Origin of the sequence: Aeromonas sp. s11 (assembly GCF_040907945.1) — a bacterium.
GTDB classification, from domain to species: domain Bacteria; phylum Pseudomonadota; class Gammaproteobacteria; order Enterobacterales; family Aeromonadaceae; genus Aeromonas; species Aeromonas veronii.
In genome coordinates this window covers 183,972-209,589 of record NZ_JBFOCU010000023.1, presented here as the reverse complement: position 1 = coordinate 209,589, position 25,618 = coordinate 183,972, and the positions used below count along the sequence as shown (strand labels likewise).

General features: G+C 60.0%; 26 protein-coding genes, 1 tRNA gene and 1 other annotated feature. Of the genes, 11 read left to right on the top strand and 16 right to left on the bottom strand.

The genetic code is table 11. The features are described 5' to 3' along the window. From AB5Y84_RS05935 to AB5Y84_RS05875, 13 genes are all read right to left on the bottom strand, one after another. Positions 1 to 1,257: a cyclopropane-fatty-acyl-phospholipid synthase family protein gene (locus AB5Y84_RS05935; RefSeq protein ID WP_005343660.1), complete on the bottom strand. Its 1,257-nt coding sequence runs from the start codon at positions 1,255 to 1,257 to the stop codon at positions 1 to 3. After that, entirely contained in the window at positions 1,257 to 2,039 is a 783-nt protein-coding gene (locus AB5Y84_RS05930) for a DUF1365 domain-containing protein (RefSeq protein WP_368176572.1), read from the bottom strand. Before AB5Y84_RS05930 ends, AB5Y84_RS05935 begins: the two co-directional genes overlap by 1 nt. After that, positions 2,036 to 3,295: an NAD(P)/FAD-dependent oxidoreductase gene (locus tag AB5Y84_RS05925; RefSeq protein WP_368176571.1), complete on the bottom strand. Its 1,260-nt coding sequence runs from the start codon at positions 3,293 to 3,295 to the stop codon at positions 2,036 to 2,038. Before AB5Y84_RS05925 ends, AB5Y84_RS05930 begins: the two co-directional genes overlap by 4 nt. Further along, complete coding sequence (locus tag AB5Y84_RS05920) at positions 3,292 to 4,026, bottom strand: SDR family NAD(P)-dependent oxidoreductase (protein ID WP_368176570.1); 735 nt, start codon at positions 4,024 to 4,026, stop codon at positions 3,292 to 3,294. Before AB5Y84_RS05920 ends, AB5Y84_RS05925 begins: the two co-directional genes overlap by 4 nt. Beyond that, positions 4,023 to 4,451: a nuclear transport factor 2 family protein gene (locus AB5Y84_RS05915; RefSeq protein ID WP_368176569.1), complete on the bottom strand. Its 429-nt coding sequence runs from the start codon at positions 4,449 to 4,451 to the stop codon at positions 4,023 to 4,025. The genes AB5Y84_RS05920 and AB5Y84_RS05915 overlap by 4 nt, the downstream gene beginning before the upstream one ends. Before the next feature lies 1 nt (position 4,452). Beyond that, positions 4,453 to 5,874 (bottom strand): deoxyribodipyrimidine photo-lyase, encoded by a 1,422-nt coding sequence (gene phrB, locus AB5Y84_RS05910; RefSeq protein ID WP_368176568.1) that lies wholly within the window; start codon positions 5,872 to 5,874, stop codon positions 4,453 to 4,455. After that, a complete protein-coding gene (locus tag AB5Y84_RS05905; RefSeq protein WP_368176567.1) occupies positions 5,871 to 6,758 on the bottom strand; it encodes a MerR family transcriptional regulator in 888 nt (295 codons plus the stop codon). Before AB5Y84_RS05905 ends, phrB begins: the two co-directional genes overlap by 4 nt. A gap of 69 nt (positions 6,759 to 6,827) precedes the next feature. Next, positions 6,828 to 7,775, bottom strand: coding sequence for a DUF523 and DUF1722 domain-containing protein (locus tag AB5Y84_RS05900; RefSeq protein ID WP_005338692.1), 948 nt, complete (start codon positions 7,773 to 7,775; stop codon positions 6,828 to 6,830). A 180-nt stretch (positions 7,776 to 7,955) separates the two neighbouring features. Further along, positions 7,956 to 8,597: an autotransporter gene (locus tag AB5Y84_RS05895; protein WP_368176566.1), complete on the bottom strand. Its 642-nt coding sequence runs from the start codon at positions 8,595 to 8,597 to the stop codon at positions 7,956 to 7,958. Between the two features lie 189 nt (positions 8,598 to 8,786). Then, positions 8,787 to 9,359 (bottom strand): DUF3157 family protein, encoded by a 573-nt coding sequence (locus tag AB5Y84_RS05890; RefSeq protein ID WP_368176565.1) that lies wholly within the window; start codon positions 9,357 to 9,359, stop codon positions 8,787 to 8,789. Positions 9,360 to 9,465: 106 nt separating this feature from the next. Further along, entirely contained in the window at positions 9,466 to 10,302 is an 837-nt protein-coding gene (locus tag AB5Y84_RS05885; RefSeq protein WP_042054408.1) for a hypothetical protein, read from the bottom strand. Between the two features lie 79 nt (positions 10,303 to 10,381). After that, positions 10,382 to 10,660: a DUF6482 family protein gene (locus AB5Y84_RS05880; protein ID WP_005338699.1), complete on the bottom strand. Its 279-nt coding sequence runs from the start codon at positions 10,658 to 10,660 to the stop codon at positions 10,382 to 10,384. A gap of 18 nt (positions 10,661 to 10,678) precedes the next feature. Next, positions 10,679 to 11,290 (bottom strand): HAD family hydrolase, encoded by a 612-nt coding sequence (locus AB5Y84_RS05875; RefSeq protein WP_368176564.1) that lies wholly within the window; start codon positions 11,288 to 11,290, stop codon positions 10,679 to 10,681. Between the two features lie 170 nt (positions 11,291 to 11,460). Continuing rightward, positions 11,461 to 11,582 (top strand) — a sequence feature (Phe leader region). A 38-nt stretch (positions 11,583 to 11,620) separates the two neighbouring features. Between AB5Y84_RS05875 and pheA the strand changes: the two genes are divergently transcribed. Further along, positions 11,621 to 12,793, top strand: coding sequence for a prephenate dehydratase (gene pheA, locus AB5Y84_RS05870; RefSeq protein WP_101323838.1), 1,173 nt, complete (start codon positions 11,621 to 11,623; stop codon positions 12,791 to 12,793). Between the two features lie 74 nt (positions 12,794 to 12,867). On the opposite strand, the gene AB5Y84_RS05865 is transcribed toward pheA, so the two are convergent. Further along, entirely contained in the window at positions 12,868 to 13,293 is a 426-nt protein-coding gene (locus AB5Y84_RS05865) for an LPP20 family lipoprotein (protein ID WP_005349622.1), read from the bottom strand. Between the two features lie 10 nt (positions 13,294 to 13,303). Further along, a complete protein-coding gene (locus tag AB5Y84_RS05860; RefSeq protein WP_005338718.1) occupies positions 13,304 to 13,924 on the bottom strand; it encodes a FlgO family outer membrane protein in 621 nt (206 codons plus the stop codon). A 206-nt stretch (positions 13,925 to 14,130) separates the two neighbouring features. On the opposite strand from AB5Y84_RS05860, the gene AB5Y84_RS05855 reads away from it, so the two are divergent. The 6 genes from AB5Y84_RS05855 to AB5Y84_RS05830 all read left to right on the top strand — a co-directional run bounded on the left by AB5Y84_RS05855 (position 14,131) and on the right by AB5Y84_RS05830 (position 21,453). Further along, on the top strand, positions 14,131 to 15,285 hold the full coding sequence (locus AB5Y84_RS05855) for a flagellar assembly protein FlgT (RefSeq protein ID WP_368176563.1): 1,155 nt from the start codon (positions 14,131 to 14,133) through the stop codon (positions 15,283 to 15,285). A 50-nt stretch (positions 15,286 to 15,335) separates the two neighbouring features. Next, positions 15,336 to 15,412, top strand: a tRNA-Arg gene (locus AB5Y84_RS05850). A gap of 187 nt (positions 15,413 to 15,599) precedes the next feature. Then, positions 15,600 to 16,484, top strand: a complete 885-nt coding sequence (locus tag AB5Y84_RS05845) for a DMT family transporter (RefSeq protein ID WP_368176562.1) — start codon at positions 15,600 to 15,602, stop codon at positions 16,482 to 16,484. A gap of 106 nt (positions 16,485 to 16,590) precedes the next feature. Further along, complete coding sequence (locus AB5Y84_RS05840; RefSeq protein ID WP_368176561.1) at positions 16,591 to 18,528, top strand: methyl-accepting chemotaxis protein; 1,938 nt, start codon at positions 16,591 to 16,593, stop codon at positions 18,526 to 18,528. Between the two features lie 501 nt (positions 18,529 to 19,029). Then, positions 19,030 to 20,484 carry an OprD family outer membrane porin gene (locus tag AB5Y84_RS05835; protein WP_019446288.1) on the top strand — a complete coding sequence of 485 codons (1,455 nt, stop codon included), beginning with the start codon at positions 19,030 to 19,032 and terminating at the stop codon, positions 20,482 to 20,484. Positions 20,485 to 20,625: 141 nt separating this feature from the next. Further along, positions 20,626 to 21,453 (top strand): SDR family oxidoreductase, encoded by an 828-nt coding sequence (locus AB5Y84_RS05830; protein WP_368176560.1) that lies wholly within the window; start codon positions 20,626 to 20,628, stop codon positions 21,451 to 21,453. Between the two features lie 108 nt (positions 21,454 to 21,561). On the opposite strand, the gene AB5Y84_RS05825 is transcribed toward AB5Y84_RS05830, so the two are convergent. Beyond that, entirely contained in the window at positions 21,562 to 21,894 is a 333-nt protein-coding gene (locus AB5Y84_RS05825) for a DUF1904 family protein (RefSeq protein WP_368176559.1), read from the bottom strand. An 88-nt stretch (positions 21,895 to 21,982) separates the two neighbouring features. On the opposite strand from AB5Y84_RS05825, the gene AB5Y84_RS05820 reads away from it, so the two are divergent. The 4 genes from AB5Y84_RS05820 (at position 21,983) to AB5Y84_RS05805 (ending at position 25,572) form a co-directional block, all read left to right on the top strand. Beyond that, positions 21,983 to 22,870, top strand: a complete 888-nt coding sequence (locus AB5Y84_RS05820) for a TraB/GumN family protein (RefSeq protein WP_368176558.1) — start codon at positions 21,983 to 21,985, stop codon at positions 22,868 to 22,870. Positions 22,871 to 23,006: 136 nt separating this feature from the next. Beyond that, complete coding sequence (locus AB5Y84_RS05815; protein ID WP_005338733.1) at positions 23,007 to 23,186, top strand: DUF3149 domain-containing protein; 180 nt, start codon at positions 23,007 to 23,009, stop codon at positions 23,184 to 23,186. Positions 23,187 to 23,373: 187 nt separating this feature from the next. Continuing rightward, complete coding sequence (gene smrA, locus AB5Y84_RS05810; protein WP_005338734.1) at positions 23,374 to 23,955, top strand: DNA endonuclease SmrA; 582 nt, start codon at positions 23,374 to 23,376, stop codon at positions 23,953 to 23,955. Positions 23,956 to 24,093: 138 nt separating this feature from the next. Next, the gene (locus AB5Y84_RS05805; protein ID WP_368176557.1) at positions 24,094 to 25,572 is read left to right on the top strand and encodes a carboxypeptidase M32; all 1,479 of its coding nucleotides are present in this window, start codon (positions 24,094 to 24,096) and stop codon (positions 25,570 to 25,572) included. The last annotated feature ends 46 nt before the right edge of the window (positions 25,573 to 25,618 follow it).

Genomic DNA, 25,618 nt, shown 5'->3' with positions numbered 1-25,618 from the left:
TCAGTGACCGCTTACTGGCACATCACCCGACCAGCCAGCGGGCCCCGGCTTGGCGGCCTCCAGCTGCACCAGACTGATGGTGCGCTCCCAGAATCCCCCCTCGCAATAGGCAAAGTAGAAGTGCCACAACCGGATGAAATCCTGGCTGTAACCGAGCTTGGGCAGCTCGGGCGCCAACGCCAGAAAACGCTCGCACCAGTGAGCCAAGGTGCGGGCATAGTGATGGCCGTGATCGTGCAATCGCACCAGCTGCATGTCCGTCTCCCGCGCCAGCAACCCCGCCATCTGGGAGACGCTCGGCAGGCAGCCGCCGGGGAAGATATAGCGCTGGATGAAATCGACTCCGCGCAGATATTGGGCGTGGCGCTGATCGGCGATGGTGATGGCCTGAATGAGCAGGCGGCCACCGGGCTTGAGCAGCCGTGACAACTGGCGGAAATAGTCGGGCAGGAAGGCGTGCCCCACCGCCTCGATCATCTCGATGGAGACCAGCTTGTCATAGGTGCCCTCCAGCTTGCGGTAATCCTCCAGCAGCAAGGTGATGCGATCCCCCAGCCCCTCCCGCGCAATCCACTCCTTGGCATAGTCATGCTGGGCCCGGGAGATGGTAGTGGTAGTCACCCGGCAACCGTAGTGGCGGGCGGCATAGACGGCGAGGCCACCCCAACCGGTACCGATCTCCAGCAGATGATCGTCAGGCCCCAGCTCCAGCCGCTCGCAGATGGTGCGCAACTTGGCTTGCTGACCCTCTTCCAAAGTGGCCTCGGCGCTCGGATAGATGGCGCTCGAGTACTGCATATGGCTGTCGAGAAAACCCTGATAGAGGGTATTGCCGAGATCGTAGTGGGCGGCGATGTTGGAGCGCGAACCTGTCAGAGTATTGCGGTTGAGCCAGTGGCGCACCTTGTTGAAGGGGAAACTGAGCCAGCCAAGGCGCCGCTCGAGGGAGTCGAGCAGGGTCAGGTTGCGGGCCAGCAGCCGCACCAGCGCCACCGGGTCCGGGCTGGTCCAGAGCCCCTCCACCCAGGTTTCCCCAGCGGCAATGCTGCCCCCCAGCAACAGGCGACGATAGAAGGCAGGATCCTGCACCACCAGTTCGGCATGCAGATCGGTACCCGCGACGCCAAAGCTGTGGCGCTCACCGCCATCCCGCAGCAGCAGCTGGCCATGTTCGAGGCGACCCAGCAGATTGAGCAGCAGTTGTCTTGCCCCCTTGTCGATGAAAGAGGCAGAGAGGGTTGATTGAGCAAGTTCCATTAGCGGCTCTCCGGATGGGTAAAAATCGGGGTTCGTTTGATAAATAGACGCAGGGCCTGCCAGTAGATCCCGAGCAGCACCTTCATGGTCATCCATGGCCAGCGGGCCAGCAGGGCCACCAGCCCCTTGCGCGACAGCGGCTGGCGCGTGAGCGCCAGGGTGGCGTCAAACAGCTTGGCTTCACCGGATACGGGATGACTCTCGATGTGGATCAGTGTCTCCTGCGCGGGCGGCCTGATCCGCCAGTGATAACGCATCGCCAGCCCCATAAAGGGGGAGACGTGAAAATCCTTGTCATGGGGTGCCAGCGCCGCCAGATCCAGCAGGTAGTAGTGACGCTCGTTCCAGGGAGTGTTCGACACCTCTGCCAGCAGATAGCGCGCCTCGCCCTGCCGGTAGCAGAAGTAGAAGTTGACCGGGCTGAAGTAGAACCCCAGACAGCGCACATTGCCGAGCAGCAGCACCCGCCCTTCGGGCTCGGCATCACCACCCAGCTCGCTCACCTTCTGCCACACCGCCTGCTTGAGGCTTCCCTCACTCCCCTTGAGATAGTCACGGCGGTGAAACGAAAGCAGTCCCGATCGCTCCACACCGAACCAGCGCCCCTGATCGAGCTTCGGCAGCTCGTCGAGATCCAGTCCCAGCATAAAAAGGCTGTAGGAGAAGGTGTGAGCCCGCGGCGCAAAACGGCGGTGGCGTACCGAGCCCTGCCAGATAGCGCTGGTAACACCGGCCAGTTCGTCGGCACGCTCATGTTCCGTGGCCACGGTGGCGCCGTTCATAGCTCGGCCCCGAAGCGTCTGGCGACATCCAGCGCGCTGCGCACCCCATCCTCATGGAAGCCGTTGTACCAGTAGGCGCCGCAGAAGTGGGTGTGCTGTTGGCCGCAGATCTCCGCACGCCGTTGCTGGGCGGCAATAGAGGCCTGATTGAACACCGGATGGTGGTAGACGAAGCGGCGCAGCACCTTGCTCTCATCCACCTTGCCCTTGGGGTTGAGGCTGACGCAGAAGGGCTCCGGCGAGTTCACCCCCTGCAGGATGTTCATGTTGTAGCTCACCAGCGGCCGCGCCTCGTCGTTGCCATCGAGCTGATAGTTCCAGCTGGCCCATGCCTTGCGGCGGGTGGGCAGGCAGCGCGCATCGGTATGGAGCCAGACATCGTTGGCCTGATAGGGCATGTCGCCGAGAATAGCCTGCTCCCGCTCGCCGGGGTCCGCCAGCAGCGCCAGCGCCTGATCGCTGTGGCAGGCGAAGATCACCTCGTCAAACCGCTCCTCGCCGTAACTGCTCTGGATCACCACGCCATCCGCGTCACGCCGTACGCTCTGCACCGGACAGGCGAGGCGGATCTGCGACAGCCAACCCGCGGTAAGGGGGCCGATATATTCCCGCGAGCCGCCCGGAATCACGTACCACTGGGGGCGATTGGCCACATCCAGCAGGCCATGGTTGGCAAAAAAGCGCAGGAAGAAGCCAAGGGGAAAGGCGCGCATATCGGCCAGGGTCGATGACCAGATCGCCGCTCCCATCGGCAAGATGTAGTGGCGGGCGAAGTAGTCGCTAAACTCCCCCGCCAGCAGAAAGTCTCCCAGCGTCAGCTCGGGGCCAGCACCCTGATGTTGACCATCTGCCAGCCAGGCCCGTGCCTCCCGGTTGAAGCGCAAAATCTCGCCAACAAAACCGTAGAAACGGGGGCTCAACAGATTGCTGCGCTGGGCAAACAGGGTATCGAGGTTGTGGCCGTTATACTCCAGCCCCTCCGGGCTCTTCACCGAGAAGCTCATCTCGGCCGGTTGGCGCGCCATGCCGATCCGCGCCAGCAACTTCAAGAAGTTGGGGTAGGTGCGATCGTTGAAGACGATAAAGCCGGTGTCGATGGCATAGCTGCGGCCAGCCTGATTCACATCGACGGTCGCAGTATGGCCGCCCAGAGTCGGCGCCGCCTCGAACAGGGTGATGTCATGGAGTTTGTGGAGCAGAAAACCGGCGGTGAGCCCCGAGATCCCTGAACCGACGATGGCGATCTTTTTCTTCATGAATGGCTTCCTTTCGATACGAGTGCGCGGCCAAGGCGCAGCCAGAGCCCCACCGGCAGCGCACCAAGCAGGCGCAGCAACCAGATGAAACGGCGGGGAAAGTGGATCTGGTGACGACCAGCGGTCAGCCCGTCCATGATGGCGCGGGAGGCATGCTCCACCGTCACCAGACAGGGCATGGGAAAATCATTTTTGGCGGTGAGCGGCGTCTGGACAAAGCCGGGGCGGATCAGAGTCACCCCGATCCCTTTGCTGGCCAAATCGAGGCGCAAGGTATCCGCCAGATAGTCGAGGGCCGCCTTGGAGGCGCCATAGGCCTCGGCTCGCGGCAGCGGCAGCCAGCTCACCGACGAGCTGACGATGGCCAGCCGTGACCCGGCCCCGAGCAACGGCAAGAAGGCGGCCAGCGCATGGCCGGTGGCTGTCAGATTGGTGTCGATGACACGGGCAAACAGCTCGCTGTCAAACCCCTCCGCCACATCCATGTACTCGCAGTTGCCTGCGTTGAGGATTATAAGATCGAGGGATGGCAGCGTAGCCGCCACCCCGCTCATTGCGGCCAGATCCCGGGCATCGAACTGCAGCGGCGTGATGCCGTGCAGCCCCAGCGCCTGTAGCCGTTCGCCATCGCGGCCACAACCCCACACCTGCCAGCCTGCCCGCCGGTAATCCAGCGCCAACTGACGACCAATGCCGGAGGTCGCGCCTGTAATAAGCACCCGGCCGCTCATGCGCCAAGCCTCATCTTGATAGTGCGCACCACGGGCCCGAGCAGCGGCAACTGCTCGTAGAGCATGGCGCCCAGATCAAAATAGTCCCGGTGCTGGCACACCTTGCCCGCCTCGTCGAACTCGAGGCGGGTGGCCCCCTCCACCGTCACCGGCTCACCACCACGCAAGCTGGGGTGAGAGAAGGTCATGGTCCAGCCGAGCCAGGCCTGCGGCCCCTGTTGCTGCTGACTGGTAATGACGAAGCGACAGTAGGCGAGGCGCTGATAGAGGGCGGCAAAATAGTCGCCAAGGGCCGCCAGCCCCTCGATGCGATGAGCCGGGTCGGTAAAGACCACCTGTTCGGCATAGACCTCGGGCAAGCGGTGCAACTGCTGTTTGTCCAGTTGCTGATAGAGGCCAATAAAGCGGGCCAGCGGCTCGTTCATCCTATTTCTCCAGAGAGCGAAACATCTCGATGGCTCTCACCCGGGCAACGGCGTGATCCACCATGGGTGCCGGATAATCCTGTCGCCCCTTGAGCCGCAGCCAGTCGTGGGGCTGATGCACATAAGCGGCGGGAATATCGGCCAGTTCAGTTACCCAGGTACGGATAAACTCCCCTTGTGGATCAAATCGTTGCCCCTGAGTGGTGGGGTTGAAGACCCGAAAATAGGGCGCCGCATCGGCGCCGGTGCCCGCTGCCCACTGCCAGCCGCCGTTGTTGGCCGCCAGATCCCCATCGATGAGCCGACTCATGAAGTAATCCTCCCCGAGCCGCCAGTGGATATGGAGATCCTTGGTGAGAAAACTCGCCACTATCATTCGCAGCCGGTTGTGCATCCAACCGGTGGCGTTGAGGCAGCGCATCGCCGCATCGACGATGGGATAACCGGTGCGCCCCTCGCTCCAGGCGGCGAAGGCATCCGGGTCCCAGCTCCACGGCAAGGATGCCGTCTCTGGTTTGAAGGGGCGATTCATGGAGAGGGTCGGGATTAGCACCAGCAGGTGGCGATAGAACTCGCGCCAGATGAGTTCATTGAGCCAGACAAAGCCGGGCTGGGCCTTGGACTGGGGCCGATAGCCGAGCCGTTGCTGAAGAGCCGCCACACACTGACGAGGACTGATGATGCCCGCCGCTAGATAGGGGGAAAGCACGGACGTGCCCGCGATGGCAGGAAAATCCCGGGTCTCCCCATAGTCGAGCACCGCCTGCTCCAAAAAAATGTTCAAACGGCGCAGAGCTTCTGCCTCCCCCACCGGCCAGCGGGGATCCGCCGTCAGCTCGCCGAGCCCTTCATCAACCCACTCCCGCTCAGCCAGCAGCTGCCAAGGCAAGGGCTCGCCACGCGGTGTCGGCGCCCGATGAATGACAAACCCCTCCTCGTCGAGTGCCTTGAGCCAGGCGCGGCTGAAAGGGGTGAAGACCTTGAACATCTCACCCGAGCCGGTCAGCACCCGCCCCGGCGGCAATAGGCAACAGCCGTTGAACCAGTGACAGCTCACCGCCTGCTCAGCCAGCGCGGCGCTGACGGCGTGATCGCGGCGCTGCTCATCGATCTCGATAGCCTGATTGGCATAGAGCTGGGTCACCCCCAGCTCGCGGCAGAGGTCTGCCAACGCAGCGGGCGCCTCGGCAAAGGTCTCCACTCGCAGCAGATGGAGCGGGATGCCGAGGGCCGCCAGCTCGCGCCCCAGCTCATCAACCTGCGCCAACATAAAGCGCTGACGGACGGGTGCCATTTTATGCTGCCGCCACTGGGCAGGAGAGATGATAAAGAGCGCGGCGACCGGTTCATCACCGGCGCAGGCATGCCGCAGCGCCGGGTTGTCGGCAAGGCGCAGATCATTGCGCAACCAGACCAGTTTCATGATTTTTTCCTCCCGCGTCCGCTGGTGCCAGCAGCATCTGGGGCATCCGCCATCAGCTCGGCAAGGCTCGCCTGCCAGCCATGGGCTTTAAGCCACTCATCGTCGTAGAGGCGCCCCAACTCGCCAAACAGACGCGTACCGGCGGGCCACCCGGCAGCCAGCTCCTGTTTGCCAAGCCCGGCCCCCAGCAGCACCAGCCAGGGGGTAACGGCACGCCCCTCCAGCAGGCTGGCATGGCGCGGCTCCACCGCCCCCAGCAGTTGCACCTCATAGCCCTGACCGATCAGCTCGTAGGCGGCCCACACCAGATCGAGGGGGCCAACCTGTCCCCAGCTCGCCAGCGTGCTCGGCACGCCCTTCTCCTGCTCGATCAGGTGGCGGGCGAAGCGGGTATGGAGCCAGTCCAGCCACACCTGTTGCAGCAGCTCGCCATCCGGCCGCTCGCGCCACAGCCCCAGTAGCCGCTCCACCAGCGGTTGCAGTATCCGGCTGCGCACCAGCTCGAACGGGTAGCTCGCCAGCAAATCGTTGAGCTCAGCCTCCGCCTTGCGCTGGTTGAAGGCGAGCAGCGCCTGACTGAACTGCTCCAGGGTCTGCTGCCAGTGATCGCTCACCGGCGCGGAATGGGGTTCACTCAAGAGCCCCTTCACCTGCCCGATACTCACCCCCCGCTCCAGCCAGCTCAGGATCTCGCCGATTTGGAGGATATCCTGCTCGCTGTAGAGGCGGTGGCCCTTTTCGGTGCGGGCCGGTTGCACCAGACCGTAGCGGCGCTGCCAGGCACGCAGGGTCACGGCGTTGACGCCGGTGAGACGGGAGACCTCGCGAATGGGGTAGATCCCCTCATCAGCGAGAGGAGCAACTTCTTGCGATAAATCAGACATGACAACGTCCATCAAACAGAGGGGTAAGGCTCCCCGGCGCAAACCATGCGCCGGGGCAACAGAACGGATTCAGAGCCCGTAACGCAATTTCAGCGTATCGGGGTGTGGATTGAGATAAACCTGCTCGGCGAGATAGGGATTGGGGTACTCGCGCAGGTAGTGGCGGATCAGGGTGAGCGGCACCAGCAAGGGGAAGATGCCGGTGCGGTACTTGTCGATGGTATCGGCAAGCTCCTGCTTCTGGGCCGGGGTCAGCACCCGCTTGAAGTAGCCCTGCAGGTGCATCAGCACATTGGTGTGGCTGCGGCGGTTGGCTCGCAGGGTCAGCGCCGTCATCAATCCCTTGATGTAGTTGTCGGCCACCTCCTGCAAATTGGTGGACTTGCCCAGATTGCCGAGCAGCTTGCCGAGGATGCGGTAGTGGGTGGTGGCGTGGGAGAGCACCAGATACTTGTAACGGGAGTGGAAGCGGATCAGCGCAGAGGCGGTAATGCCGCGGGCGCAGAGTTGCTGCCAGTCGTGGTAAGCGAAGACCCGCAGCACAAAGTTCTCCCGCAGGATGGGATCACAGAGCCGACCATCCTCTTCCACCGGCAGCAGGGGGTTGGCCTCCATCAACGCCTTGGCAAAGAGGCCAATCCCCTCCTTGGCGCTCCCCTCGTTGTTGGCGCCATAGACTTTGACCCGCTCCATACCACAGCTGGGGGATTTGGCGCAGAGGATATAACCGGAGATAAAGTCGAGCTGACGTGCCTTCTGCTCGCTGAAGGCGATCAGCTTTTCGGTGACATCGAAGCTGCCGTTGCTCGCCTCGGCGCGGATCTCGCCGTTGCGCTTGACCAGCCGGATGGCGGCGCGAGGCGCCCCGAGGCCAATAGCCATCTCGGGACAGACGGGGTGATAGTCAAAGTGAGCGCCAAGATCCCGTTCACAGAAGCTGGAGCGCTTGTGGCCCCCATCGAAACGTACCTCTTGTCCCAGCAGGCAGGCACTGATACCGACTTTAATCTTGTACATGATGACGCTCCTTGTATAAGCATTGATTCAGTTATAGCAGTTATACAAAAAAATGAAAGTTGTATAACTATTTGCGACTGATACGACACAAGGAGAAAAAAGGGATCACCGGAAAAAGAAAAAACCCATGGCGAACGCCATGGGTAAAAATCAAGACACTACGGACTACGGGAAGGGGGATTAGAAGCTGTACTTCACACCCAGGCTGGAGATGGAACCTTTTTGCAGATCCCAGTTGCGATAGGTGTAATCGGCAGTCAGCGCCCAGTTCTGGTTGAGCTTGTAGGCACCGCCCACCTTGAAGTCGTGCATATCGTCGGTCATGTTGGCGTAGCGATAAGCGGTGGAGAGCTCGACATTGCCGATGTCGTAGCGCAGACCCACTTCACCGTACATGCTGCCGCTATCTTTGCGAGCAACAGCATCCCACCCTTTGTTAGCGATATCGCTGCCAAGTTCACGCTCCAGCATGTAGCCGGTCACACCGGTTTCACCGTAGAGGTTCAGACCTGTGCTCAGCGGGGTAAAGACACCGACACCGATGCTGGAGATCGACATGCTGTCGTTGCCGTTGCTGCGAGAGGTGTATTCAGTGCTGCCGCGACCATAGAAGTTGGAGCCGAAGCTCTTGGAGAGATCCAGGCTCAGACCGCCAAAATCACGGGTTCCTTTGCTGTCATTGCTGAAGGTACCGCTGAGATAGTCGGATTTGGTGTGCGCCCAGGTGGCGGAACCCTTGGCGTAGCTGAAGGCATCCTGCGCCATGACGGAAGTAGAGGCAAACCCGGCCAGAACCAGAAGAGAGACAGTTGCTTTTTTCATGATGATAACTCCATGTGATTGGGCCCGTTGCTAGCGAGCTGGTATGGAGTCATTGTGCGATCAGGTTCCCGGCTTGCCGAGCTGCAAGCTGTTGCAGAACCATGTCAGATGTAAGCAGATATTGCAGGGGGTGTCAGCGGCAACAAGTTGCCGGCCCACACGGTTTGCATGGGCCGGAACAACGCCAAATCAGCGGAAGACCACCTCGTCAATTTCGACCCTAACCAAGGGCTGCCCGGTCAATCCGGCAGGACGGGGGATCTCGAGGGCCAGCGACGGACGGGCTTGCCCCTTGCGCAGATAGGTCTCCGGCAGGCGATTCTCGGCAACCCAGAAGCGGGCCTCATGACGGCTCAGCTGCACCCCGTCAGCACTGAACAGGGTCACCATGCCACGCACCCCGACTACATTGCGGGTACCGGTATTGCTCACCATAAAGGTCAGCACCAGCGGGTCAGATCCCTCGATCTTGTCCAGCTTGACCACCACACCGTCACGCGCCATCTGGGCAAGCAGGTCCGGATTGGCCTTGGCCTGATCGGTCAACACCGGGGCCGCGACGGCCACCACGGCCCCGGCCTTCCCATCAGCAGCCACGCCCTGTACGGACTCGGCCGGTTTGACCACCAGATACTCCCAGGTGAAGTCGTCGTTGAGCTGAATCTGCCGACCATCGGGCAGCGTCACCTGAGAAAGAGGGGCAGCCTGCGCCAGTACGGGGGAGAGGCACAGGGCAATCAGCAGACGGGAGAAGGGTTTCATTGGGCGAAGCTCGGTAACGGGTGAAAGGGCGACAGTATAAACAGTCCCGTCGCCCCTTGCCTATGACGGCACTCACGTTCTGGCACCCGCATCGCTTGCCCGCAGACTAGATGGCGAGATCGTGTCGCTCTTTCTGTGCCATATCCAGGGTCACCAGATCGAACTTGCTCCCCTTGAGGGCAGACAAAATATCCGATTGCATATCAAAGGCCTGCGCACGCTGGTGTTCGGGCAGACGCACCCGGGCCAGGGTGGTGGAGCAGTCACACAGGGTATGGAAAAAGACCTGTGCCTCGTCCAGCCCCATGTCGGCCAGCATCTGCTCGGCCTGATCCACCATTCGCAGATAACGCTGCTCAAGCTGCCGTGGATTGGTGAAGCGATTGCTGAGGCAACCGTTGCTCCCCTTGCCCCAACGACCGAGCTGACGCTTGTTGAAGCCGTAACGATAATCGCGGCGCATCAATCCGTTGTCGGCAAAAAACCAGATTGAGTTGGCAGGCAGAGACCCGAACTGGGCAAGATAATCATCACGCTCCTCCACCGCTGCCGGAACCAGCAATGGCAGATGAGCCCACTCAGAACGAGTCTGCACATACTCACCAATGCGGCGAACCGGGTCGATCAGCCCTTCAATATTTGGCAGGCGATCGCAAAAGACGATCTCGTCACTCTTGATGACCCAGTGATCGATGCCATAACGCTGGCAATAACGGCGGGCACGGGCCACTTCGCTGCGACTGCGGGTCGGATTATCGAGGGTAATTGCGTGGATTTTCACACCGGCAGCGCGGCACAGTTCGATGCTGTAGCAGGATTCCAACCGTCCCGAAAAAGAGACAACCAGCTCGTCAAAACTTGCCAGTCGCTCAATCAGCAGCTGTTCCCTGGCTTGAAAAGAGTGATCATATCCCTGATTCAGTACAACTACATTGGCACCCATTAAACAGCTCCGGATGATGAACAGGTGCAGTATTGTGCGGCAAACAAACTGAATAGACCCTTAAAGAGTCTGGTTAAAATTAAAACTTGATGATTATTTCCTGTGATTCTGCTGCTAAATCTTCATTTTGGGCGTCATAAATTCGCAATCTTGCTTGGTGAACCCGATGGGCTCGCAAGAAACCCTGCGCCTGATCCAGCGAGGTGAAGGTCAGGCGCCCTCCCTCACTGTCGGTCAGGCAGAGGCACTCCCCTTCTGCCTCAACACAGAGCTGATAACCGCTGCCATCCTTGCAGGCGATGATCAGGGTCGCCTCGGGATAGTGACTGAGCCAATTGCGAAACCGGCCATGCTCCATAGTGCTCCTAGAGGGGCATCATCCCCTGCCGGTGGCGGGCAAACAGCCCAGCTCACCCAGTTGCTGGCGGCAACTCGCCGCGTCGGTAAAGACGATCCCCCTGATACCGAGGGCCTCGGCGGCCGCAATGTTGGCGGGACTGTCATCGATGAAGAGACACTCTGCCGGTTTCAGATCGAACGACACCAGCAGATAGCGGTAGATATCCGGCTCCGGCTTCATCATCCGTACCCGCGCCGACACCACCTTGCCGCTAAAGAAGCGCCAGAAATCCTGATGCAGCTCCAGCCAGTCGATGCTGGCATGACCCATGTTGGAGAGGGCATACAAGGTGTGCCCCGCCCCGTGCAGCTCGGCTATCAGGGTTAGCATAGCGGGATCTGGCAGCAGGGAAGCGGGAACTGCCTGTAAAATGGCCAGATTCTGTGCCGTCGAGAGGCCGGTGCGCGCTTGCGCTTCCCGGGCCATGGTGTGGAGCGACATGGTGCCTCTGTCCACCTCCAGCCAATCCGGGTGGTTAAAAAGCAGCTCGGCCAACTGTTCGGCCCCTTGCGGGCCACGCACCGAACGCACTATGTCTACCGGATTCCAGCTCACCACCACCCGTCCCAGATCGAAAATAATCGCCATCGTCTTTACCTCCCCCACTGGGTGTCAGTCATCAAAACAGAGTCAATAGAACATCGCTAATACGCCATTTTCTTAACCGGATACCCTGCCCCCATCCCCGCCTGCGGGCAAGTTTTACTTGCATCAGACCGACAAATCCCTTAATGGTTATGACGTTACTTCAAGGACACACCTATGCACGCACCATTCTTCTTTGCTTTCTCGTTTATCCGGCCCGCTTGAGGGAAGGCCTGTCGTCGTGTGAACAGAAAGCAAAGACGAATCGAGCCTCCCCTAGCGGAGGCTTTTTTTTGCATTAATATCAATCGATTACTTGGATAGGGAACAATCATGGCAACGCTCGACGAGATCAGACAAGACATCACCCGGTTGGATCAGGAGCTGCTTGCCCTGCTGGCGAAACGCAAGGCCCTCAGCATCGAGGTCGCCCGTGCCAAGCAAGCCAACCCGCGCCCCATTCGTGACCACCAGCGGGAGCAGGAGCTGCTGGTTGCCCTGATCCAGAAAGGGCGCGTGCTGGGGTTGGATGCCCAGTACATCACTCGCATCTATCACACCATCATCGAAGACTCTGTGCTCTCCCAGCAGGCCTATCTGCAGAGCCTGCTCAACCCGGAGCAGCAGGAGCCGATGACCAGCGTCGCCTATCTTGGGCCGCGCGGTTCCTATTCCAGCCTGGCCGCACGCAAATATCTGGCGCGCTACAAGGATCAGGTGATCGAGGTGAACTGCCAGAACTTCCGTGAAGTGCTGGATGCGGTGGAGTCAGGCCGCGCCGCCTTCGGCGTGCTGCCCATCGAGAACACCAGCTCTGGCTCCATCAACGAAGTCTATGATGTGATGCAGCACACCAGCCTCTCCATCGTCGGCGAGCTCACCTACCCCATCGAGCACTGCATCCTCACCGCCGTGCCGACCGAGCTGAGTCGCATCAAAACCTTCTATGCCCACCCGCAGGTGTTCCAGCAGTGCTCCCACTATCTGAGCAAATTGGAAGGGGCGCGTCACGAGATCTGCGACTCCTCCTCCAGTGCCATGATGAAGGTGAAAGAACTGGCCAGCCCGGAGGCCGCCGCCATCGGCAGCGCCGCCGGTGGCGAACTGTATGGTCTGGATGTGCTGGCCGAGCAGCTCGCCAACCAGAAAGAGAACTACAGCCGCTTTATCGTGGTAGCGCGCAAGCCCATCGATGTGGCACCGCAGATCCCGGCCAAGACCACCCTCATCATGTCCACCTCCCAGAAGCCGGGTTCGCTGGTCGAGGCGCTGCTGGTGCTGCGCAGCCACGAGATCAACATGACCAAGCTCGAATCCCGTCCGGTGCAGGGCAACCCGTGGGAAGAGATGTTCTACCTAGATGTCTCCGCCAACCTGCAGACCCCGGCGATGCAGGCCGCACTGGTGGAGCTGACCAAGATCACCCGCTATATCAAGGTGCTTGGCTGCTACCCGAGCGAGGATGTGAAACCCACCGCAGTGCCGCCGGTGCTGATGGGGAGCTAACCAGCCCACAACGACAAAAGGCGAGCACCCTGCTCGCCTTTTGTTTTGATGCCGGTTTTCACGGCAAGATCAACTCAGAACTGACCGGCCATCAGCTGGTTGATGTTGTAGAGGGCACGGGTATCGAGCTCCATCTCGGTGGCATAGGTATTGCCGCGCGGATAAGAGGCAACCACCCGGGCACCACGCACCACACCAGCGACCGACACATCCAGCGAGTTGGAGGTCTGGGTCAAGTCGCGGTAGCTGCTCTGACCGCGCACCTGCTGACCATTGAGCTGCTCTGCCAGCTCGCGATAAGCATCCATCTTGGAAGCGCGAATGGCTTGCAGCATCTTCTCCGACTGGGAGGGGCCGGGCTGGATGTCGATCACCGCATAGCCCACCGCCTTGAGCACCGGAAAATCATCGGGTTTGCCACCCTGGGTGTAATCCACCACCCGGTTGTAGCTGCAACCGGTGAGCAAGAGTGCCAACAGGCAACCAAACAGGATCTTCATGACTCGCTCCTCACGGGGTCAGGTTGACCAGATGACCGCCCGGCCGGGCCTGACTGTCACGCATCAGATAACCGCGATTGATCGATGCCCGACCAAACGAATTGTTGGCACCGAACAGATATTTTTGCGGGATCAGGCTCTGGGCAGTGGTCTCCACCATCTTGGTGCGCATGTCGATAACGCGGGCATTGACCAGAATTCCCTTGCTGTTGCGGCTGAAGGTGCCGACCAGAATGCGGGAGATCGGCAAACGGGAAGAGAGCTCCTTGTAGTTGCGGCTCAGCACGAAGTCCCCCTGCGGCGTCACCTTGATACTGCCGGTCAGCTTGAAGTCCACCACCACCTCGCCGCGACGGTTGAGCTCGTAGATAAAGCTCTCCTCAATCTGCTGCCCCATCCAGTTGGTATCCTGCAGGGTATCGAGATCGACGAAAGAGGCCACCGCGATGGGCTCGGTCAGGGTGGTCAGCGATTTGCGCTCCATCAGCTGATCGGTCATGCGCGCCACCAGCCAGTTGAGCTCCATCCCCTGCGCCGCCTGGCGGGGGTCACCCTGATCCCGATTGATAGGGTCGGAGCCGCACCCGGTCAATGCCAGGGCAAGCGCCAACGCCGTGATGAGTTTGTTCATGGATACCTTTCCTGTATCTGCACCTGACTTATTATCGGACGCGCCGGACAAAGCTTGAGCCGGGAATGAGGCATGATTCTTGCTTTTTAATGGACATCGTCAGCGCCAACGTGCGCTGCCACTTGGAACGTGTTGTGATCCATGTCGGCCAGCAGGCGCCATTTCCTCAAAATGGCGCGGCTGCCCGCCAACTCAAGGTATCTGCTATGAAATTACCGCTGCTGTTGACCCTGCTGCTGGCCAGCCTGAGCGCCCGCGCCGAGCTTATCGAAGCACAGGGCAGCGCCGCCATTCTGGGGGGCGATGAGGTCTATGCCCGCGAGCAGGCAACCCGCGACGCCCTGCGTCAGGCGCTGCTGGCCAGCGGCGCGGCCGTTTCCAGCGTCCAGCGTCTGGAAAATGGCAGCCTGCGATCCGAGCAGATCCAGATCCGCTCCGGCGGCGACATTCGCCAGTACCGGCTCAAGCGGGAAGAGGTGCGCAACGGCCGCATGTATATCACGCTAGTGGCCGACATTCAGGCCGAGCGCCAGATCTGCCAGACCCAGCACTTCGCCAAGGATTTGACACTGGTCAGGCTGCGGATGCGCTATCCGGATCAGGCAAGCTATGGCGCCATGGACGACATGCCGGAAAACCTCTCGCGGCGGCTATTCGAAACTCTCGCCAATGCGTCGCAAGGGGTCGCGGTGCGCCAGTGGCTGGATGAAAACCTGCGCATCGACCCGCTGCATCTGCAACAGGGGGATCGCAGTGCCCTTGAAGAGATCAAGGCCCTCAGCCTGCGCACCGACAGTCAGTATCTGGTGCTCGGCAGCATCGATGATCTCTCCATCGAGCCGCAGGGCAACCAGCTGACCAGCTGGTATGAGGATCCCGTACGCAACTTTCGCATGCAGCTCTACCTGTTCGACGGCATCAACGGCAGTCTGATCAACCGTAAGGTATATGAAGGACGTGCCACCTGGACCTTTGGCAAGCGGGAGCAGGTGGGCAGCAGCAGCGGCCAGTTCTGGCAGTCAAGCTATGGCCAGGAGGTCAACTACCAGTTGCAACAGGCAGTTCAGGATCTGGTAGCCCAGCTCACCTGCGCCCCGGTCACCGCCCGGGTGGTCGGCCAGAACGAACGCGGCCCCTACATCAATCTGGGGCGGCGCAACGGCGTCAAGCTTGGCGATCAGTTCCGCATCCAGCACAACGCCGACTTCATCGACCCCTACGGCAAGTCGCGCATGATGCGTAACCCGGCCGACGGCCTGTTCGAGGTGGTGCAAGTATTCGACGATGGCGCCATCATCAGCAGCCAGAACAAATATTCACCGTTTAACATCCAGAATGGGGATTTGGCAGTATTGGAATAAGAATCAAGGGTTTAAAAGGGAGTTGCTTCTTGTATAATGCCCGCCACACAGCTCCCGTAGCTCAGCAGGATAGAGCGGTCCCCTCCTAAGGGACAGGCCACTGGTTCGACTCCAGTCGGGAGCGCCATACAAAACAAGGGGTTGGCATCATCATGGTGCCAACCCCTTGGTCGTTTTTGGCGACAATGAATCCGACCATCCAACCGTAATGACCCTCTCCTTTCTGCGTTCAGAGCATGCGCGCTCTGATAGACTGCTTCTCTTCGGCTTGTCTTTGAGGCCAAGCCCTGTTTCATCTTGCAAAGGAGTGTTGGATGTCCGGATTTTCCTGGTGGGATAGATCCACCGGTTTTGCCTTGGTGACCATTGTGCTGTGGGCCTCGCTGGCGGCGCTGACGTCACGGGTCACTAACGTGTCACCACTGGTGCTGGTCGGGCTGGTGCTGTTTTTCTGCGGGGTCGGGGCCTTGCCGTTCTGGCGCCAGTGGCGTGCTCGCCCGATTACCTGGCTGGTGACGGTTACGGCATTGCTGCTCTACCATCTGCTGCTCTTTATGAGCTTTCGCCATGCCCCGGTGCTGGAGGCAAACCTCATCAACTACCTCTGGCCGCTCTGCATCATTCTGTTCACCCCGCTGTTGTTGCCCGGCTATCCACTCCATGCCCGTCATCTGCTGGCTGGCGCCTTTGGTCTGGCGGGCTCCATGCTGGTGATAGTCAACGGCGAGCTGCAACTACAGCAGACCCATCTGCCGGGATACCTGTTGGCGCTCGGTGCAGCTGTCGTCTGGGGAGCCTACTCGGTATTATCACGCCGTCTGCCGCCAGCCCCCGCCGTGGTCACTGCGGCAGCCTGTCTGCCCGCGGGTTTGCTGGCGCTGCTGCTTGCCCGTCTGCTCGAAGGGCCTCTGCCGCTCGCGCAGATCCCCACCAGTGACTGGCTCCTCATCATCGGGCTGGCGCTGGGCCCCATGGGGGCGGCCTTCGTTACTTGGTATCTTGCACTGCGAGACGGCGATCCTCGCCGGATCGGGGCGCTTGCCTACCTGACACCGCTGCTGAGCACCTTGCTGCTGGTGTTGCTCAATGGTGAAGCGCTCACCCCGCGCCATCTTCTGGCCGGAGCACTTATTATGGGCGGCGCCCTGCTCGGTATGCTGGGCCAACGTAATAGCGCGCAGGCTTCCTCATCCAGTTAAATCGGCAACATGGGGCCACTTGACCCGCCTTGTCATAAAAGCGCCATCATCCCTGTTTAGGCTCGGGCCATGCTCCTCCATGGTCTGCGCTGACAGGAATAACCCCGTGAAAATCGCCCACTACGCCTCCCTCTCCTCCCTGGTTCTGCTACTGGTCGCGGGAGGACAGGCACTGGCTCTCTACCACGGCTGGCAACAGCTTGCCCGTACCAGTCAAGCCCAGCGCCAGCACGAAACGCTGCAACAACTGGTGACCATTACCCTGCAAAACAGTCTGCGTGACTACCTCAACAGCGGCGATCCGCAGCAACTGACCGCGGCAGAGAAGATCCGCCAGCAAGCGCTCTCCTCGCTGGCCGCTCAGGATGATGCCGTGGCGGCCCCGCTCAAACAGCAACTCGAACAGATGGCGCAGCGCATCGCTCACGACTATCAGGCCGCAGGCAAGCTCTCGGGCAACAGCCAGCTGTTGCTGCAACATGCGGAGAGTGAACTGGGCAGCCAGGCCATGGAACTGATCCGCTATGGGGAGCAAGGCGCCAGCACGGAACAATCTGCTGCGGCACAACAATATCGCCGCGGTGCAGCCGAGATCCTGGCGGGCCTGCCGCGCCTCGCCCATTTGCGACAAAGCTATATGGAGCAAGGCAATGAGAAGCTGCTCGAAGGGATCCGCTTCGAGCTGGAGGCACTGCAAAAACAGGCGCAAGCGCTGCAAGCCTTGCCGCTGCTCGGCCTGTATGAAGAGGCGCCCGCCGATGAGTTCACCCTGGGGGAGCCGGTACGCAAGGAGCTGGGAGATCAACCGCGCAGCGAATTACGTTCGCTGCTGGGCCGCTATCCGCAGGAGCTGGCCAACAGCCGCACGGCGCTACAACAGCAACAGGCTGGCCGCCAGACCGTGCAGCAAGACATCATGGCGATGTTGCAAGCGACCAGACAGATGGGGGAACAACTTGCCCACGAACGGCAAGCCGTCAATCAGGAGCTGGCCACCATCCTCGGCACGCTGGCGCTCTGTCTGGTGATAGTCGCTCTGCTGTTTGCGCTGGTGCAACGACGCTGGCTGCTCGCCCCCTTGTTACGACTGCGCGGAGCCTTTCTGCAGCTCGATCAGACGGGGCAGGCCGAGCCGTTGCCTGCCGGGCGCGATCGCAACGAGCTGGCCGATATCGTTGCCAGCTACAACCGGCTGATCGGTCGTCTGCAACTGGACCAACAACAAAAAGAGGGGCAGCTGTCAGCGGTATCCCTCAGTCTGCAAGGGATGGTCAGCCAGGTTGACGAGATCCACCACAGCACCCGCACGACCGAACAGGTGGTCGACGAGAGCGGTCAGATGATGGATGAGCTGAACCAGCTGGCCGGAGAGGTCCATCAGGTCGCCGCCGACATCGCCCAGCATGCCCACCATAACGAACAGGCGATGAGCCAGAGTGAAGATCTGGTGGGCAGCATGCTGCACGCTACTCATCAGACAGGACTGGCGATTGACGAGAGCGATGAGGCGCTGCAAGCCCTCACCCGCTCGGTTGCCGATGTGACGGCCATTGTCGATGTGATCGGTCATATCGCTCAGCAGACCAACTTGCTGGCCCTCAACGCCGCCATCGAAGCGGCCCGCGCAGGGGAACAGGGACGCGGTTTTGCGGTGGTCGCCGATGAGGTGCGCCACCTCTCGGCCAATACCCAGCAATCCCTCAACCAGATCACCGATATTCTGGGGCGTCTGACCCAATCCGGTGAACAGCTTGGCACTGTACTGAACCGGATCACCAGCGAGTCAAGCCGCCAGCGGGCGCAGGCGGAACAACTGCGCCAGACCACCCAGGCAGTGCGGGAGATCGCCCGCAACACCGCAGTGATCGCCCTGCAGGGCGCCGACAACGCCAAAAGTCAGGAGCACAAACTGGCCAGTTTTGCCGATCTGATCACCCGTATCCATCAGCATGCCCGTCAGGTGAGTCAGCTCTCGGTGCAGGTCTCCTCCCATATTCACCATCAGGCGCAGCAGATCCCCCGCATCCTCGGCCAGCAAGGCTGACCCCTATTCACCCCACATCTTTGCCAGATCACTTTCCCTCAACCAGAGGGAAAGTTTTTTTGTAGCACAAAATTATCTGTTATCGGCAGGTTAACTGACACCTCTTCCCCCGTACCGGATGAAAACCCGCACTGGCGCTGGCTGCGCTCTCAAGAAAACGCTCTCATAACCGTGATACCTGCCATGAGGCTGTTTACGACCTTGCCCATGATTATTTGCACTCGGTCATACTTTTGAAACGTTGAGGGAACTTTTCATTGATATTTCGCACCGCGAACGTACTCTTGGGGTTGTCCGATAGCCAAGAATCGGAACATAAAAAAACAACATGTGATGATCAGGACTGCCAACTACAGATGTGCCAAGACATCCGGGTTTGCAGGTAGCCAAGACAAGATTTTTTGCCCTTCGGGGTTTTGATTGCAATGCCAATACCGAGCGGTAGGCCCGATGCCAACTGCCGGAAAAAAAGCTAAGTCCATAAAATCAGGAGCAATAAAAATGGAAAAAGTGATCTTCAAGCGCGCCGCTTTGAGTGCCGCTGTGGTAGCCGCTCTGGTCGCCCCCGGTATGGCGTTGGCAGCTCAGGACATGATGAGCCCGGAATACGGCCAGTCCTATGAAACCTTCGTGAAAGACTCCAAACTGACCGGCGGTCTGTTCTACTTCCAGCGTGATCGCGCCCGTGTTGACTCAGGTGTAGTACCTGCAGATAACACCGGAAAATATCGCTCAAACCTGAGCCATGCGACCGCTCAATTAGCTCTTAACTTCAACTCGGGTTATGCATGGGACGTGGTTGGCTTGGACTTGGGCGGATACACTGCCTATGACTTAGCCATTGATGAAAGTAACCCTGTCAACGCCGAGAATGAATTCTCTTTCTGGGGACGAGCTTGGGGAACCAGCAACACCGAATCAGAAAATGGCGCAAGCCTGACCAACGCAGCCCTTAAGTTGAAGTTGGTTGAAGGTCTTACTGCAAAAGCTGGCTATACCCAATTGTATGTTCCTGGCCAGATTGGCGTTAACTGGTCCTACCAACCAGGTACTTACCGTGGTGGACAAGTTGAAGGTAACGTAGGTGGTCTCTATTTGACCTACGCTATCGCAGATGAATACAAGGCTCCCTGGTTCAAAGAAACCCAAGGCTTTTATAAAAGTAAAGCGTGGGGCGGAGCTTGGGGTAATACCTTCGATAAAGAAAACGAGATCGACTACATCCATGCCGTCGCCGCTCGTTACACCTTTGAAAATGGCACAGCCATTACTGGCTCTTTCGGCCAATCAGCCGATTATATGGATAGCTACCACTTCAAACTGGCTCACAAGTTTGACGTACTGGGCGGCCTGTCAACCAGCTACCAATTCTATGGCTCCGAAACAGAAACGTACAAAAACGCCTCTGGTCGTGATGTAGAAACTTATGATGGCTTGGCATGGCAACAAGCACTGACAGCTGCGTGGAACTATGCGCAGTACGGTTTCCGTCTGGAAGGTATGTGGACCAAAGCTGAGGGTGTTGAAGGTAACTATCTGCCCCGTCTGACCCGTGGTTACGGCAACTCCCAGGGCGCCAACGAAATTTGGTGGGACTCCCGCTCTGACTGGAACGCCAACAACGAAAAAGCGCTGTTCTTCGGTGTAACACGTTCTCTGGATGACCTGGTTGGTGCTCCTGGCTGGTCTGTAGGCGTATCCGGTGCTTACGGCTGGGATATGGAGAAAGGTGATGGAACTAAAGTTGCTGAAGGCGATACCGAGTGGGCAGCCAACTTCGATGTCAGCTATACCGTGCAGGATGGCAAGCTGAAAGGCACCCTGTTCAAACTGCACTACACCGACTACAACAATGACCTGCCATCAACTTGGAAGGGCTGGACTGACTATCCGAACGTGTTTACCTCCGAGCGTGACGTCAAGTTCCACATCATCATGCCGTTTACCATCATGTAATCAGGCAATACGATGTCAGCAAACCGGGCCACTTGGCCCGGTTTTCTTTTTGCCGGTTGGCAGGCTAACATGCGAGCCGGATAAGGATTTTATCCGCTCACCAGCCCGCACGCTTTTGTCAGCAGTCACAAGGACGCCATCATGCCCCGTTTTGTTCTCATCACCGGTTGTTCCAGCGGTATTGGCCTCGCCGCCGCACAGACGCTCGGGCAGCACGGTTTTACCGTGATCGCCTCGGCGCGCAAGGCGGAAGATGTGGCCCGCTTGCAGCAACAGGGATTGCTGGCAGTACAGCTGGATCTGGCGGACCCTGCGTCCATCGAGCTGGGTGCCAGTGCGGCGCTCCATCTGGCAGGCGGGCGCCTCTATGGCCTGTTCAACAATGGCGCTTATGGCCAACCCGGGGCGCTGGAAGATCTGCCCACCGAGGCACTCAGGGAACAATTCAATACCAACCTGTTTGGCTGGCACCATCTGATCCGTCAGGTGCTGCCGCCGATGCTGGAGGCCAAAGAGGGGCGGATAGTGCAGAACAGCTCAGTTCTGGGACTGGTTGCCATGAAGTATCGCGGCGCCTACAACGCCAGCAAATTTGCGCTGGAAGGTTATAGCGACACCCTGCGCCTCGAACTGGCGGGTAGCGGGGTACATATCAGCCTGATTGAACCGGGCCCCATCGATACCCGTTTTCGTGCCAATGCCCGCAGCGCCTTCTTGCGGCACATCGATCCGGCCCAGAGCCGTCATCAATCGGCCTACCGCCAGACCCTGACGCGGCTGGAAAAAGAGGGGGCCACCAGCAGCTTTACCCTCCCAAGCGACGCCTGCATCCCGCCACTGCTCCATGCACTGACCCACGCCCATCCCAAGGCGCGCTATCCGGTGACCACGCCGACCCGGCTGTTTGCCTTCCTGCGACGGGTATTGCCCACTCGCTGGCTCGATAAACTGCTGGCCAAATCGGCCTGATCCCGTGATTGGCGACCAAGTACCCGGTCGCCTAGGTGGCGTTAGCCGGGTAGCGGCGTCACCCGACCCGCCAACCTGGTCTGTCCCTCTCTTCAATAGTGCTCGCCATTAATAGTGCTCACCGTTGCTGTAGTAGGCGCTCTTGACCAGAGGGATCACCTGCACCACCACATAGGTCTGCTCCCCCAGCACCCGTTTCAAATGGCGCGTGATAAGGCGCGCGGCAGCGTCCTGCATCTCCTGCGGCCGTTCGAACCAGTGCAACTCGACAAACGGAAATCCCGCCTCTGGCTCGCCGTTGCGGATCCAGCAGCTCTCCACCTGCTCCATGGTGACAAACTCCGGCTTGCCGCCGGTCAACTCGCAAAGCTCGGCCAGCAGCGGGCCGCTCACCTGTTGCAGGGTCTCGAGCGCCACGGCGCGAAAACGAAGATTGGGCATGGCAAACCTCTTGGTTATCTGAAATGAGGACTTATCATAGGAGTTATTGTCAGCAAGAGAAGTCACCCGGCGCACATTAAGGATCCCCATGAGATTTCATCACACCCTCTTTGCCTTCCTGATCTGCCTGCTGCTACCACTGCACGCCTTTGCCGATCCCGCGTTCTATCGGGTGAGCAAGGGCAACCAGCAACACTGGCTGCTGGGCTCCATCCATGCGGGCAAACCAGCCCTCTATCCGCTGCCCGAGCCGGTGGAGCGTGCCTGGCTGCAGAGTCGCGCACTGGTGATGGAGGTGGACATGAACAGCATCACGCCGGATCAGTGGCAACAGACCGGCTCCCTCACCCGACTGGTGGATGGCAAGCCGCTCAAGGATCATCTACCTGCCGAGCTCTATCAACGCACCCTGATGGCGGGCGCCCGCTATGGCATCGACGAGGCGACCCTCGCCACCCTGCGCCCCTGGTTTGCCGCCATTACCCTGACCCAGGCCGCCATGGCCCGCTCCGACTTCAAAAGTGAACTCGGGATAGACCAGCACTTTGCCACCCGGGCCGCCAAAGAGGGCAAACCGGTAGTGGGTTTTGAAACCCTGCTGGAGCAGCTCGGTTATCTGGCCAGCGTGGGTGACAACCAGACCCTGATGCTCGCCAGCACCCTGGATGAGCTACCGATGCTGGAGAGTGGTTTCGCCGCCGTGATGAAGGCGTGGCAGCAGGGAGATGAGGCGATGCTTATCAATCTGCTCAAGGAGGAGATGGCTCCCCCCCCGCTGCAAAGCTGGATGGAGCAGACCCTGCTGGCCGAGCGCAATCACAACTGGCTGAAGAAATGGTCCACCCTGCCCAATGAGAGCTTTATCGTGGTAGGCGCCCTACATCTTTATGGCGAGCAGGGGTTGCTGGCGTTGCTGGAGCAGCAAGGGTGGCGCATTACCCCGCTCACCACACCGGGCCCTGTGCAGGCACGGTAGCAAGGAGTCCAGTGAGAACGATCACAGATCGCGCTGGTTATTAAACAACCTGCAAGGGAGTTGATCGGGATCATCCCGGACAGGGCAAAGAGGTATTTATCATGCCTGTCATCAACCGGGTGACAGGAGCAATAAAATGGACTTTTGGCTGGACCTGATGTTTGGCAACAGCGTGGGATTGATGTCGATGCTGGTGATTATCGGCACCTTCTTGCTCATCAGCTCTTACGCGGCCTACTTCATCTACAAGGTGATGCACTCGCAACCGCCTCATTCACAGCAACCCCATTCTCAACAACCCAAAGAGGGCAAATAATCCTCTGACCACAGGCGGCAGTTCACACTGACCGCCTGTGCTGTTTTATGGTTCGCGACTGTGATTCCCGGGCCAGACTGCACTAATGTCCATGCTGGGTGCCCCTTATCCCCTCCCCCTTTCCCCGTTTTCTGTGCCGGTTGCGACCGTTATAATGACCCCCACTTTTTCTTATGGGGAGCCTGCCGTGTCTCATAACGACGAACTCTCGCTATTTATGAATGAAGTGGCCGACGTGCGGCCCATTCGCAGCGACAACATCCATCCCCATGCGGCCAAATCCGCCCCGACCGAGGCGCAGCTCGCTCGCCGCCAGGCTGCCACTGCCGAACAACTCGCCCTCGACCACCTCACCATGGAGGCCATCGAGATGCGCGATCCGCACGAAATCGTCGGCTTCAAGCGTGATGGGGTGCAGGAGGGGGTCTACAAGAAGCTGCGGCTCGGCAAATATGAGCTGCAGGCAAGTCTGGACTTGCACCAGAAAACCCTCAATGAGGCGCGCCAGACACTGGTGCAGTTCATTGCGGATTGTGAAGTCCGGGATATCCGCTGCCTGCTGATCCTGCACGGCAAGGGGGAGCGCAGCACCCCGCGCGCCTTGCTGAAAAGCTATGTCAGCGCCTGGTTGCCGCAACTGCCCGCCGTCATGGCGATCCACAGCGCCGAACGTCGCCACGGCGGCAGCGGCGCGCTCTATGTGCTGCTGCGCAAAAGCGAGCGCAAAAAAGCGGAAAACCGCGAGCGGCACCAGAAGCGGCTCGGCTAACCCGCCTCTCGCCCCCACACCTTTGGCACGCCTGCATGATGGTGGTCAACTATACAGCCGCGGTGTTAGCATCGACCAGCCCCGATCATGCCAGGTACGGGGCGGCATACCATCAGGGACGATAACAAGGACAATCCCATGTCATATCAAAAGCTTGAACAACATCAGCAGCAGATCCACCGCTTTAGCCACCTCGCCGCCATCTGTGGCTGGGATCAGGCGGCCATGATGCCGGAAGGGGGCAACGATGCCCGCGCCGAAGCGATGGCCGAACTCGGTCTGCTGATCCACCAGAAGCGCACCGCTCCCGAGCTGGGCGACTGGATTGCCAAGGCCGAGAGTGAGCCGCTCGATGAAGTACAACGGGCCAACCTCGGCGAGATCAAGCGCCAGTGGCAAGATGCCAGCCTGCTGCCCGGTGAGCTGGTCGAAGCGCTGTCGCTCGCTGGCAGCAAGTGCGAACACGCCTGGCGCAGCCAGCGCAAGAACAACGACTGGGCCGGCTTTGCTCCCAATCTCGAGGAGGTGGTGAAACTCTCCCGTGAAGTGGCGCAGCTGCGGGCCGATGCGCTTGGCGTGCGCCCCTACGACGCCATGCTGGCCCTCTATGAGCCGGGCATGACCAGCGCACGGCTCGATCAGATCTTCGGCGATCTCGCCAGCTGGCTACCGACCCTGATCCAGACTGTGAGCGAACAGCAGAAGGGCGATGCCCTGCTGCTGCCGCAAGGCCCCTTCCCCATCCCGACCCAGCAAGCGCTCGGTCAGGAGGTGATGGGACTGCTCGGCTTTGATTTCGCACACGGCCGGCTCGATGTGAGCAGTCACCCCTTCTGTGGCGGCGTGCCGACCGACGTGCGGATCACCACCCGCTATAACGAGCAGGAGTTTGTCTCCAGCCTGATGGGCATAGTGCACGAAACCGGTCACGCCCGTTACGAGCAGGGGCTGCCGCGCCATCTGCTGGGTCAGCCGGTGGCCGAGGCCCGCTCCATGGCGATCCACGAGAGTCAGAGCCTGTTTTGCGAGATGCAGCTGGGGCATCATCCGGCCTTCCTCGCGCTGCTGGCGCCACGCATTCGTCACCACTTCGGCGAGCAGGCGGCGTTTGCGCCGGACAATCTGGCCAAGCTCTACAGCCGGGTCGAGCCGGGCTTTATCCGGGTCGATGCGGACGAGGTGACCTATCCGGCCCACGTTATCCTGCGCTACGAGCTGGAGCGCGATCTGGTGGAAGGGAAGATCGAGGTGGCCGACATCCCCGAGCTGTGGGATGCCAAGATGCAGCAGTGGCTGGGGCTCTCTACCAAGGGCAACTACCGCAATGGCTGCATGCAGGATATTCACTGGACCGACGGCTCGTTTGGCTACTTCCCGAGCTACACCCTGGGCGCCATGTATGCCGCCCAGCTGCGTTTTGCCCTCGAAAAAGAGCTGGGCAGCATGGGTGAGGTGATCGCGGCGGGCCGCCTGCCGGAGATCTTCGGCTGGCTCGGGCGCAACATCTGGTCGCAAGGGAGCCTGCACAGCACCGACGAGCTGGTGCGCCGTGCCACCGGTGAAGCGCTCAACCCGCACTGGCTGCGCCAGCATCTGGAACAGCGCTACCTGAAGTAATAAGCGCAGTAAGCTAACAGCAGAACGGGGCCCTTTTTAGTTGACC